The 12815-nt window shown below is 45.9% G+C and carries 9 protein-coding genes; 2 read left to right on the top strand and 7 right to left on the bottom strand.

All coding sequences use genetic code 11. The annotated features are described in order from the left end of the window. Positions 1 to 53 precede the first annotated feature (53 nt). The gene (locus tag V6668_RS06585; RefSeq protein WP_047841963.1) at positions 54 to 1268 is read left to right on the top strand and encodes a UDP-N-acetylglucosamine--LPS N-acetylglucosamine transferase; all 1215 of its coding nucleotides are present in this window, start codon (positions 54 to 56) and stop codon (positions 1266 to 1268) included. A 275-nt stretch (positions 1269 to 1543) separates the two neighbouring features. Here V6668_RS06585 and V6668_RS06580 read toward each other — a convergent pair whose 3' ends face one another. Together V6668_RS06580 and thpR are read right to left on the bottom strand one after the other, a co-directional pair. Further along, complete coding sequence (locus tag V6668_RS06580) at positions 1544 to 2401, bottom strand: cell wall hydrolase (protein ID WP_338707981.1); 858 nt, start codon at positions 2399 to 2401, stop codon at positions 1544 to 1546. Positions 2402 to 2531: 130 nt separating this feature from the next. Further along, on the bottom strand, positions 2532 to 3134 hold the full coding sequence (gene thpR / locus V6668_RS06575; protein ID WP_282319125.1) for an RNA 2',3'-cyclic phosphodiesterase: 603 nt from the start codon (positions 3132 to 3134) through the stop codon (positions 2532 to 2534). A gap of 207 nt (positions 3135 to 3341) precedes the next feature. Here thpR and V6668_RS06570 point away from each other — a divergent pair, with 207 nt between their 5' ends. After that, positions 3342 to 4298 (top strand): D-2-hydroxyacid dehydrogenase, encoded by a 957-nt coding sequence (locus V6668_RS06570; RefSeq protein WP_338707980.1) that lies wholly within the window; start codon positions 3342 to 3344, stop codon positions 4296 to 4298. Between the two features lie 123 nt (positions 4299 to 4421). Here the strand turns inward: V6668_RS06570 and V6668_RS06565 are convergent, their stop codons facing one another. The 5 genes from V6668_RS06565 to htpG form a co-directional block, all read right to left on the bottom strand. Further along, positions 4422 to 5399: a TRM11 family SAM-dependent methyltransferase gene (locus tag V6668_RS06565; RefSeq protein ID WP_338707979.1), complete on the bottom strand. Its 978-nt coding sequence runs from the start codon at positions 5397 to 5399 to the stop codon at positions 4422 to 4424. A 337-nt stretch (positions 5400 to 5736) separates the two neighbouring features. After that, positions 5737 to 7449 carry a methyl-accepting chemotaxis protein gene (locus V6668_RS06560; RefSeq protein WP_338707978.1) on the bottom strand — a complete coding sequence of 571 codons (1713 nt, stop codon included), beginning with the start codon at positions 7447 to 7449 and terminating at the stop codon, positions 5737 to 5739. Between the two features lie 285 nt (positions 7450 to 7734). Beyond that, positions 7735 to 8760, bottom strand: a complete 1026-nt coding sequence (locus tag V6668_RS06555) for an MsnO8 family LLM class oxidoreductase (protein ID WP_422395245.1) — start codon at positions 8758 to 8760, stop codon at positions 7735 to 7737. Between the two features lie 21 nt (positions 8761 to 8781). Beyond that, a complete protein-coding gene (locus V6668_RS06550) occupies positions 8782 to 10197 on the bottom strand; it encodes a deoxyguanosinetriphosphate triphosphohydrolase family protein (protein WP_036668883.1) in 1416 nt (471 codons plus the stop codon). A 594-nt stretch (positions 10198 to 10791) separates the two neighbouring features. After that, complete coding sequence (gene htpG / locus V6668_RS06545) at positions 10792 to 12672, bottom strand: molecular chaperone HtpG (protein ID WP_338707977.1); 1881 nt, start codon at positions 12670 to 12672, stop codon at positions 10792 to 10794. Between the last annotated feature and the right edge of the window lie 143 nt (positions 12673 to 12815).

The raw sequence follows: 12815 nt of genomic DNA, 5'->3' as shown, positions 1-12815 counted from the left end.
TAAACAATGAATATCTTCATTTTGAATTAAAACTTATGAATAAAGGTGAACTCATGCGAAAACCAAGAGTGCTCTTATTATCGGAAGGTTTCGGTACCGGTCACACTCAGGCCGCTCATGCGCTGGCACATGGCATCAAAAAAGTCAGTCCACATGTTCACAGTCGTGTCATTGAACTAGGCAAATTTTTGAACCCAACGGTAGCTCCACTAATTTTCTCTGCATATCGAAAGACACTATCGGTTCAACCCAAACTGGTCAGCCTGTTGTACCGCACACAGTACAATAAATCATTAAATGGTTTTACCAAGCTGGCGTTGCACCGAATTTTCTATACACAGACGGCACAGGTCGTATCCCAACTGAAACCCGATGCGGTGATCTGTACCCATCCTTTTCCGAATGCTGTCATCTCCCGGCTCAAACGCCAGGGTCTGAATATCCCGCTCTATACGGTCGTGACGGATTATGACGTGCACGGAACATGGATTAATCCGGAAGTGAACAAATATCTGGTCTCTACCCCTCAGGTCAAAGCATTGCTTGAAATCCGGGGTGTAGATCCCTCCCATATTCAGATCACGGGAATCCCTGTGCATCCAGACTTCTGGGAAGCTGGAGATAAGGTGAAGCTCCGGGAAGAGATGGGGCTTCAGAACATGCCTACAGCGCTACTTATGGGTGGCGGATGGGGACTTTCGTTTGATGAGGATCATATGAAAGCTCTCACGTCTTGGGCAGATCGTGTTCAATTGGTCTTCTGTCTAGGGAGCAATGAAAAAATGATCGCAAAAATGAAGGAAATGCCTTGCTTCCAGCACCCGAATATTCGTATTCTGGGATATACACGGGAAGTAAGCAAACTGATGGATGTATCCGATGTGCTGATTACGAAGCCAGGTGGCATGACCTGCACTGAAGCGTTGGCCAAGGGTCTACCGATGTTGTTCATTCCTCCGATTGCAGGTCAAGAGGAAGAGAACTGTGAATACTTTGTACAAGCCGGATACGGCCACGTCATTCACTCTGCCGACGTGATCACCAATCGTTTCAGACAACTAGTGGAGCAGGCATCTACTCAAACTGAAAGCCCGCTGAACGTAGCGCATCATTCAGGTAACCATTCGGTCTATGATCCGAAGTGCTGTGCTCAAGCTGTTCATGACTTATTGTTTCCGACGACAGCCGAAGTCACAACAACCTCCTTGGAGCGCTTCACAGCCGGAATTACTGCCACTTCCTTGTCAGGTACCAGAATACCATTCTGACGCCTCTACGGACCTATAGAACAGCTCTCACGAGGTGTTATAGGGGACAAGACAATTGCTCACGATATACAAAGAAGGTTCCCTTCCGAATTTTTGGAAGGGAACCTTCTTTTATTTTCACTAATTCCACCGTATGATTTGGCAGAAAAAAGGGTAATTTAGAGTATAATGATATTTTTTAATAACGAAATAAAACTACGATTCAGGCTTTTTCAAGGGCCGTGTGAAGCACACACAGTTAACTACCCTGCCTGTTTGCAGAATTTACGGGTCGATTACTTGTAAAAAGTATGATGACCGATCGTTTTTACTTTTTTCTGCGAGCGAGCAACTGTCAGATCGTCGGCAAGCGTCAATGATAAAAAATAATACGTATCATCGGCAACTTCCTTCTTCCCATTCAACGCAGCATTCACTGCTTTGATGCTGTCCTCGTTGGGAACCACACGTTTCATACGTCCGTTCGCTACAGGACTAAACTGGGATTTCTGATGGATGACCTTGTAAATGGTATCGGGAAAATTGGCTGACCGTAGCCGGTTTAAGACAACATTGGCAACTGCCACTTTGCCTTCGTACGGTTCACCTTCCGCTTCTGCCATGACAATTTTTTGCAGCAGATGCAGTTCTTTATCGGACACACTGTATGACCAGGTTGCAAGTTTCGAGTCTTCCTGGTTCAGAAGTTTGGTCCGTGTAAAGTATAGTTTTTGGGGGGGAGTTGTTACAGCAGCGACTTCTTTGGCACGTTTCACTTTGGCCAATTTCAGTGCAGCTTCTTTTTTGGCTTTGGCCGCAGCTACCGCTCTAGCTTTGTTCTTGGCCTTGGCTTCTTGCAGTTCCTGCTCTTCTTGAGCAGTCGTAAGCCAGTTCTTCGCTGGCAGAGATTCAGTCCACGCTACGGTTTGGGCAGACAGATTAGAGGACAGACTTGTCCCATCTTCCATCATGCGCCTCTCTTCTTGCGTAGATGTTTGGTTATTTTGCACAGAAGCCGTAAGTTCGGTCATCTGTTTACTATCACTAGCTTCATTCCACTTCCCCGTCGCCTGAACGACATTTACCCCCACTATACATACAAGCAGCACTGATAACATCGGTGCTACCCAACGATTTTTGCTTATAATGTTCATTCGAAGATTCCTCCTGTCGAAACAATTCCCTTAACTAAGTAACCCAAAAAAAAGAATTTGAATAACGATGGCTAATATTACATAGGGATAAACGTTATGTCAATGTGATTTTATGGCATAAAAATGATTATCAGGAAAAAGTGAACGTATCCACGACCTCATACATTGGCGATTGTCCCAGCCTTGTCACATAAAGTACAATATCCTCCACCATCCATGAATTAACACCTGTGGAATGTTCCGGAAGCACTCCAGATATCCCTTTATTTTCATTACCTGGAAGCTGTCCCAAATATTTTCTGGCAATGGTAATGTGGGGAGCATAAGGTCTTAATTCAGCTTCATACCCCAGGGGCGAAGTCGCCTGCACGATTTGTTTTTGCAATGAAAACAAGTGCTCTATCTCTCCGCTAACACCCTTCCAAAGTACCTTAGGTGCTTCTTCAAGTCCAAATGTGCCCCAGTCGGAAAGCTGAAGTTCAAACGGCTGAAATCCGCTTGCTGCTGAGCGCAATGCTTTTCGCAGGTGCCCGATGTCACTAACTAATGTATCCCCCAGAAATTGCAAGGTTATATGATAATCTCTATGATCTGTCCATTTACGAAAATCTAGCTTGTTCTGTACAAGCCTCGCATCCATCTGAAGAGACTGCTGAACAGCAACAGGAAGACGAATGGCTACAAACAATCTTTCCCGTCGGGATGAATGATCCTGATGTGATTGGTTATTCATTGCATACACCTCTCTAAAGTTCGCTCTATTATTTCATAACTATACATATCGTTTCAAGTTGGGTAAGTATAGAGTGACACAAATATAACCATTTGCAAATAAGGCTAGATTCCTGCATTTCCCACCTTAATGCACATCCAACACCAAATCTGATACACTTTAATTATCAAACTCATCAAACTATTTATCTCAGGAGGACCACACATTATGGGTAAAATTGTATGTTTTCCATCTCTATCCGAAGAACAGCAACAACGCATTCAGAATGCCGCACCAGAATACACCCTGAAATTCGGAAAAGCCAAGGAATTGGACCCTGCTGAGTTGAAAGAAGCTGAGATTATTCTCGGCTGGTCCCCACTCGTCACAGAACATGCATTGAAACAGGACAGCCTGTTGAAGTGGGTTCAGGTCTGGTCTGCTGGTGTGGACAATCTCCCCTTCGCAGATTTGCAACAAAAGAACGTTCAGGTCACCAGTGCAAATGGAGTTCACGCGATTCCAATCACCGAAATTATTCTGGGCATGATGTTATCCCACAGTCGCTGGCTGAGACAAGCTATGCTGCATCAACAGCACGCCGAATGGAAAGCTCCTGCCAAACCACTGCCGGAACTGCATGGCAAAACAGCGGTCATCGTTGGTGTAGGTGAGATCGGTACGGAAACAGCCCGTATTCTCAAAGCCCTCGGCATGCGCACGATCGGAGTTCGCCGCTCAGGTAAGGATGTCCCCAATGTGGACCAAATGTACGACATGACCGGTTTACATGAAGCCTTGAACCAAGGCGATTATGTAATTAACATTTTACCGCTAACTGATGAAACCAAACATATATATGATCAAACTGCATTTGAGCAGTTCCGATCCGGTGCCTGCTTCGTCAATGTAGGCCGTGGCCCCAGTGTGAAAACGGAAGCGTTGCTGAATGCACTCCAAAACGGCCAAGTTGCCTTCGCCGCACTGGACGTGTTCGAAGAAGAACCTCTTCCTGCAGACCACCCGCTATGGGGCATGGATAACGTGTTAATTACGCCTCATATCGCAGGAAGTACAGAGCAATACGCGGATCGAGCAGTCGATATTTTCGTCAAAAATCTGGAAGCTTACGTCGCTGGCGATACCCTGCCGGTGAACCTTGTGGATTATAGTCATAAATATTAACACAAACACCCGTTCCCATGCAATATTGTGCAAATCAGATCAACGATATCAATGGATATGTACACAGTAAAAAACTCTACCTCTGGAAATTTCCTCAGAGGTAGAGTTTTTGTTTTTTCACGCTTACATACACAACCAAATATGACGTATAAACGTGCCTTTGTGTACTGTTCGGTACTCTTTTACAGTCCATCCCGCTTCCAACAAGTGCTCTTCTACCCACTCTGTGGAAACAATCACTGCCCGTTTTGCCAATCTGCGCAAACTCTCCAGCATGGCTCGTTGCTCAGCATCCGGAAGTACAGAGCAGAGGTTATAGGGCATGTCCAGAATTGCTGCATCATACAAATCTTGCAGTTCATTCATATCCCCCAGTGTGATTCGATCCGAATCATATCCATAATGCGGCAGATTGATACGTGCACCTCGGACAGCCAGAGGATTGAGATCGTTACCTTTTGCATCAATTCCCATGGATAAAGCCTCAATCACAACCGTTCCCATACCGCAGCATGGATCAAGCAACCGATGGTTTTCTACTCTCGGAACAGCAATGTTAACCAGCGCTCTCGCAAGCGTGATGCCAAATCCAGTTGAGTAATTTTGCGGCTTCTGCCGATGAATCTGCCATGATCGGTCCGCTTCTGTCCACTGGCCCAAGATCCATTTTTCTCCTGTTTGGATTAGGCCGAAAGTCACCTTAGGTTGTTTCATCTGTGCCTTGCCTTTAATGCACATGCCAACTTCTTTTTCCAGTTGACGAGACTGTGCATAATCAGGGGCTTGATCCCCTTCTTTTAGACAAACTACCTTGAATGTCTCATCTGGCAACAGATGAATATCTCTGGCAAAAGGAAGCAGATCAGTCACCCTGCTCCCTTCGCCGATCACGTCCAGTCTGCCATGGATAAAAGGACTGCGTCCAGGTGGAATACATCGTTCAGACCACACATACGATCCCGTATCCATACGGATCTCCGAACTCGACACAAGCAGCGTATTCAGCTCCAGCATGCATAATTCTTGCTCGTTCTCGTGGCAAGCAAAGGTGTAGAGGTGTTTCCCAGAAGTAGCGTACATACCAAGTGTTTCATCAGGCAAAATCCCCCTCTCCTTCCTTCATTAATCATGTTTCTTCTATATAAATAGTAAGCTCATTGAAGACATATCAAATACGACTCATACGTTTGCTTTCAGGTAGTCATTGTATACAATGTTAGGCTCCTAGACAACTATCCATTTCCTTGCACGTATCTATTTGGAAGAAAAAAAATAAGGTGTTCCCATGTTGAGGAACGCCTTACTTTATTTTGAGATTATAACACTGGAAATCTAATCGTTCTTGCCAGTAAACGTTATAGGCCAACAGCTCATATATCATACTGATTTCTCACCATTAGCCGCCTGCATGATTCCAGCTTCTTCTATTATAAGAAGATTATATTTTTAATTTTTCAATGGATGTAAGCAAATCTTCCGATAATTCTTTCAGACTTTGAATGTTGCCGCTAATCGTTTCCATAGAACTTACTTGCTCTTCCGCCGATGCAGAAACTTCTTCCACACTCGCTGCCGATTGTTCCGAAACAGCGGAAATCTGCTGACTGAAATCATTCATTCTTCCGCTTGCTTCCTGCATGCCTGCGAGACCATCTGTCATAGTGCCGATGACACCAACCATGCCTTCCACCGATTCATTAATTGTACGGAAGAGTTGACCTGAAGTAAGCACATGTTCCTGACCCAGTTCGGTCTCCTGAACGTTCGTACGTAATTCCGCAACCACCCCTTGTGACTCCTGCTGAATATCCTCGGTAATCGCCGTGATCTCTTCAACCGAAGTCTGCACAGCCTCAGATAACTTCCTCACTTCTGATGCCACTACGGCGAATCCGCGTCCACTCTCTCCCGCACGCGCTGCCTCAATGGAGGCATTTAATGCCAGCAGATTGGTTTGGCGTGCAATGTCATGAATGACCTGAACCAGCTTGGAAATATCTTCATTTTTACGATTCAACCGTTCCATTTTGTCCATGGAAGCCGAGACCGAGCCAGAAATCTGTTGCATCTGCTGCACCGACTGTTCCATCACCTTGCGACCATTCAGCCCTTGTTCCAGTACACGATCCGACATGACGCGCAGCTGGCTGCCTTGTTCCGTATGACTCTGAATGTGATCATTCAACACTTCAACCGTACGAGCTGATTCCACGGCTGTCTCTGCCTGGCTCTCTGCGGCCTTGGCTGACTCTTCCATTGTCACAGCAATCTGGCGACTACCAATCTTAACCTCTTCTGAGGATATTGCCAGTTCCCCACTTTGTAGATTAACAGCTTCCGCAATTCGTCTGACGCTCAGAACCATGGAAGTTAGGTTACCTTTCATGTCATTCACCGCTTTGGCCAGAACACCAACTTCATCCTCATGTTTGGTATGTATGTCCTGAACATTCAATTGGCCTTCTGCAATCAGTTTCACCGCACTAATGACACGTAGCAGTGGTTTCACGACCTGTGAACGAATAATCGGAATGCTGATCGCTGTAATGGCAATCATGACAAGAACACCAATAATGATGATTAATCTACCATCTTGCACTGATCTGATCGTTTGGGCCGCCGCAAGATTGGATTGTTCCTGATTGTATTCCACCAGATAATCAAGATCAACTTGCATGGTGTCAAAGGAATCAGCACCTTTATCAGCTACTTCCTTCGCCAGCTGTGTCTGACCCTCATCACTCAGCTTGATCGATTGCGTATTAATCTTGAGATACGCTTCCCATTTGTTCTTGAACGCGTTCCAGTGTTCGAGCTCTTCCGCAGACTTCTCCTGCTGATCATAGATTTTAATCGCCTGCGTCGTTTCACGAATATACTTGGTACGCTCTTCTGACAAAAATGCTTTGTCTGTTTGATCTGCGTCAAAGTGACGATAACTTAGTGACAGAACATGTTCTGTGGTATAATTTAATCGGTTAATTTGCTGGATTGATGGCATCCAATTGTTCGTAATTTCATTAGTGTTGGTTTCAATTGAATTCATCCGGGTGACAATCGTGACACTCAAAATAATTAAACAGAGGATTAACAAGTAGAACGCGATGCTGATACGCAGACCGATACTCTTGATCTTGAATCTGCTGAACATATGATTTCCCCCTTGACCTCTTCGGTCATCCCGAATTCAGGTGCTTATGTCATTGTTTTCCCCTTCTTTTGACCTCTTGTCAAAAGAACTTCTCTATATTATATCGATAGGAAAATAGACGTAACGTATTATAACATTATTTTGTCATTTAGATGCTTGGTTTTGTAAAAAATTGTTGAATCTTGACAAAGTCCAAACCGAAGAGCTGCAGCATACGGTAAAGTCCCGATCTGCAGCTCTTCGGTTTGTTCGGATTTCAACGGCTAACATCATAAAATGATCAGCCTAGTTCAGTATTGCCGTCTTATGCTCAGCCAGCAATCGATATGAATCCAACCTGCGCTTATAATCTGGTCCTGCCGTAACCAGAAGCAACCTCTCCGTATCCAGCCTGCGACTCACCTGTTGCAATCGCGCCCATACCTGCTCAGCTGTACCTGCATAGTGCCGCACCGATTCATTTTGATCACTAACGGCTTCATCATTCGTATTAGAGACCGCGGTACCACTTGAATTCGGCTCAGTTGAATTTTCTTTCCCATTCAGCTTGCGCCTCTCCGCCATGTCACGACTCCAGTCCAAAGCATCCGTCTCTGACTCGGCACACAATACGCTCACTGCCACCATAACCTCAGGCTCCTTCATCGTTGCACTAGGCATAAATCCTTCTCGGTATCGCCTTACAGCCTCTTTACCATCGGCATCACTCATGAATTGACCAAAGACATATCCCATGCCAAACCGTGCCGCAAATTCTGCACTCTTCACGTTAGTTCCCAACATCCAGAGTGATAACGGGAGCTCGGGAATCGGACGAGCTGTCACGGAATGATCCTCGTACATGTAACGGTCTTCGAGCAGTTCTGTGAGTGCTGCGAGTGATTCAGGCAGCTTGGACACATGCTGCAAGTAATTGCCACTGAGTGCCATCGTGGCATGAGGTCCACCGCCAGGAGCACGTCCGAGCCCAAGCTCAATGCGCCCCGGATAGAGCGCAGCCAGCAGGCGGAACGACTCCGCAACCTTGAGCGGGCTATAGTGTGGCAACAAGACCGCACCAGAGCCAAGTTGGATCGTTGTTGTCCTTGCTCCGATGTGCGATAACAGTACTTCGGGAGAGGCCGATGCCAGTTCAGCCATATCATGATGCTCTGACGTCCAGTATCGGGCGTATCCCCAAGCCTCGGCATGTTGCGCAAGTGTCACCGATTGTTGAAGCGCCTGTTCCGCTGTGACATCGTCTAACCTTGGCACAAGGTCAAGTACGCCCAGACTGAACGTCTCACTCATTCGCTTAGCCACGCGTCTCATCTCCCTTTATATCGGTTAATTTTAATCCAAATCGTAGATCGAACCCACCTTCAGACCGTAGAGTTCATTATATATTTTCTCGGCAAATGCATCCGTCATTCCTGCGATATAATCGATCACCATGTGTTCCCAAGTCCAGATCGGCTGGGCTTTGGCTTGATCCTTCTCATACCGCTGCAGCCAGTCGGATGGAATAATGGATTTGGACGTTTCCGGATCGAGGAATGCATCCCATAATCGCTTAATCATCCACTCACTGCGCTTCTGTAGCCGCTGCACACGCAGGTCACGAATCATGGTTACCCAGGCAAAACTTTTGAGCACACTCACCGTACGCAGCATATCGAGGTCTTCAGCCCCTTCACGGACAAAGGTTACCTTCTTCCAGTCGCCGTCGTCAATAACGCCAAGACTGCCTACAAAAAAGCTCACCCAGTAGGCTTTCACCTCACGGCGGGTACGCGAGTAATCATGCTCGCAGAACGGCATCTTTTCATTCCAGATGCGCAGGAACGAAGCGAGGACCTCTTCTACCTTTTGCCCAATCGCTTCTCGGGTCCATCCGTTCCAGAACAGATCCTCCAGCGTTGTAATTTTATCCACAATCAGTCGATTCACATGCGGATCTTGCAGGAAATGCTCATGTACTTCAATTTTGCCTGCTTTGATGCCATCCTCCAAGTCATGTGAGGAGTACGCAATATCGTCGCAAAGGTCCATCAGCTGTGCTTCCAGCGTCTTCTTGCCCGCCGGTACGTTCCAGCGATCACGGATCTCCCGAATATATTGCCACTCATGATGATACATGCCTTTTTTGCTCTCTGTCCCAGGGTACGGATACTTGTTTATCCCTAGTAATACCGCATCAGACAGATTCAGTCCGTCGATATCTTCACGTTTCTCCAAGTGCATAATGAGACGGAAGTTGTGCGCATTGCCTTCAAAATGCTCGTATTTCCGTTTTAACTCAGCACGTACCTCGGACTCGACCTTGGGAACTTTGGCGTTGCGGCTTTTTTTCATGATTTTCTTAGCCTCGGTGTTAATGAGGTCATCCAGAATGCCATCTAATACCTCTTCACCTTTATGTCCAAACGGCGGGTGACCAAAATCATGTGCGATTGCAGCGCACTCCACCACTTCTGAATCAATAATAAGGCCGGGGTTGTCCGCGCGGTCCCAGTCTACCTCTGGAAAACGGCGAATCAGACTTCGGGCAGCCTCTCTTGCAATCTGTGCCACCTCTAGGGAATGGGTCAAACGAGTACGATAATAATCACCCGTTCCTGCGCCAAACACCTGCGATTTGCCCTGTAACCGACGGAAGGTCGGTGAATGAATGAGTCTCGAATAGTCCCGTTCATACGCTGCACGAGATCCATCCAATTTGGTTAATTCAGGATATTGTCTATGTTCTCTCAGATCGTTCCATTGCATGGGGATCACTCCTAGCCGACTGTCTCTATTTTGAGTGATTATACACAACATCTGTGGTTTCGAAAAGTAAAACCTGTCTGCGATTGTCATCTCTTCTTACATCAACTTGTGATGAACAGTCATCTTCTCTTATTATACCCTGCCAGACTATCATCCGTGCATCTAAAAAATTGAACTCATTATTCACATATGCTCGCTCCCATAGCAGAACAACCATAAGTACTCACTGTGACACCAGGTAGCCGTTCCGGTTACGGATCGTTCTTCTGATCGCTGTTGTCTCCAGGTTTTCTGAATTCCCTTTAACTAGGGAAAAACCCGGAGACAAAGGCGAACGCTTCGCTTCTTCAGAATCGATTCCGTCCCCTTCACTACTTTTGCTGTTTGATTCACTCCCAAAGTCATTACATTCCCTATTCTCTATAAAGGGAGAATTCTTCAAAACTTTGAAAGGCTAAAGAATTTCATTACGATGTTCATCGATCGCTGCAATGATGGTCTGCCTCCCCCGCTCCTACCCGTTGTGGGTAAAAAACAAAAAAACCGACAGGACTGAAACGCCCTGTCGGGGTGGAGATGGTGGGTGTAACGGTATTACACCATAACCTTACAGATATCGTTGGTGAACTCTACTGGATCTTGAATTGGCAGTCCCTCAATTAGCAATGCCTGATGGTACAATAGGCTTGTGTAAAGGTTTAGTTTTTCCTGATCCTGCGCGAAAGCGTCTTTCAACGATTTGAAGACATCGTGATTTACGTTGATTTCGAGCACTTTGTCGGCTTGTACGTTTTCGCTGTTCGGCATAGCTTTCAAGATTTTCTCCATTTCAATCGTCAATTCACCTTCGGTGGACAAACATACCGGGTGACTTCTGAGACGTTTGGAAGCTTTAACGGCTTTGACTTTACCCGCTAATTGAGCTTGCATCGCTTCAAACAACTCTTTGTTGTCGTTGTCTTGAGCGTCCGTTTCTTCTTTGTCTGCGCTATCTTCGATACCCAGGTCACCACTGGAGATGGATTTGAATTCTTTCTCCTTGTAGTTCGTGATCATCTTGATTGCAAACTCGTCGATGTCATCGGTAAAGTACAATACTTCGTACCCTTTCTCAAGAACACCCTCGATCTGTGGCAGCTTCTCAATACGGCTAATGGACTCACCAGATGCATAGTAGATGTACTTCTGATCTTCCGGCATTCTGGAGACGTATTCGTCCAGGCTCACGAGTTTTCTCTCTTTGGAAGACGTGAACAACAGCAGATCCTGCAAAGTATCCTTGTTCACACCATAGTCGCTGTATACACCATATTTTAATTGACGACCAAACGCTTGGTAGAACTTCTCGTAGTTCTCTCGCTCGTCCTTCAATAGACTTTGCAGTTGGCTCTTGATTTTGTTTTTAATGTTCTTCGCGATCAGGCTAAGCTGACGGTCATGTTGCAACATCTCACGGGAAATGTTCAGGGACAGGTCTTCCGAATCCACCATACCTTTAACAAATCCAAAGTAATCTGGCAACAGATCCCCGCATTTATCCATGATCAATACACCGTTGGAGTAAAGCTCGAGGCCTTTTTCATACTCTTTTGTATAGTAGTCAAACGGTGTGTTCTCCGGAATAAACAGGATTGCATTGTACACCACAGCGCCATCTGCGCTGATGTGCAGGTGTTTAAGCGGTTTGTCAAAACCGTAGCGTTTTTCCATATAGAAGTTATTGTAATCTTCTTCGGTCAATTCGCTTTTATTTTTACGCCAGATCGGCACCATGCTGTTCACGGTTTGTTCTTCTTGGTATTCCTCGAACTCGTTCTCCGCGCCCTCTTTTGGACGTTGACCCGTTACATCCATCTTGATCGGGTAGCGAATGAAGTCGGAGTATTTCTTGATGATGGATCTCAGGCGGTACTCTTCCAAAAATTCGTCATACGAATCTTCTTCGGTATTCTCTTTGATCGTCAGGACGATCTCTGTACCTACGGAATCTTTCTCAGCTGGTGTGATCGTGTAACCATCCGCGCCTTCGGACTCCCATTTCCAAGCCTCGTCGCTGCCCAGCGTTTTACTTGTTACGGTCAGCTTGTCCGCCACCATGAATGCCGAGTAGAAACCTACCCCGAATTGTCCGATGATGTTGTGGCCGTCTTTTGCTTCATTTTCTTTCTTGAACGCCAGGGAACCACTCTTCGCGATAACCCCCAGGTTGTTCTCCAGCTCTTCCTTCGTCATCCCGATTCCGGTATCCGTCAGTGTGAGCGTGCGGTTTTCTTTGTCAATCGTAAGCTTGATGAAGTAGTCCTCTTTGTTGAAAACGAGCGAATCGTCGGTAAGTGCTCTGTAATAAATTTTATCAATGGCGTCACTGGAGTTGGAGATCAATTCTCTCAAAAAGATTTCTCTTTGGGTGTAAATGGAGTTGATCATCATATCCAGCAAACGTTTGGATTCTGCCTGGAATTCTTTTTTAGCCATGAATGGTTGGACTCCTTTCAAATTGGGATATCGAATGATTTGATTGAAAATAGAAAGTAAATCCTTGAGTTTTTCATACAAAACTTACGGATGCCAGAAAATCATTTGTGGCTTAAACGCTTGATCATCAGATCCAATAGATT

It is taken from the genome of Paenibacillus amylolyticus (genome assembly GCF_036894225.1).
GTDB lineage: Bacteria > Bacillota > Bacilli > Paenibacillales > Paenibacillaceae > Paenibacillus > Paenibacillus amylolyticus.
This window is presented reverse-complemented; position numbering and strand designations above follow the sequence as displayed.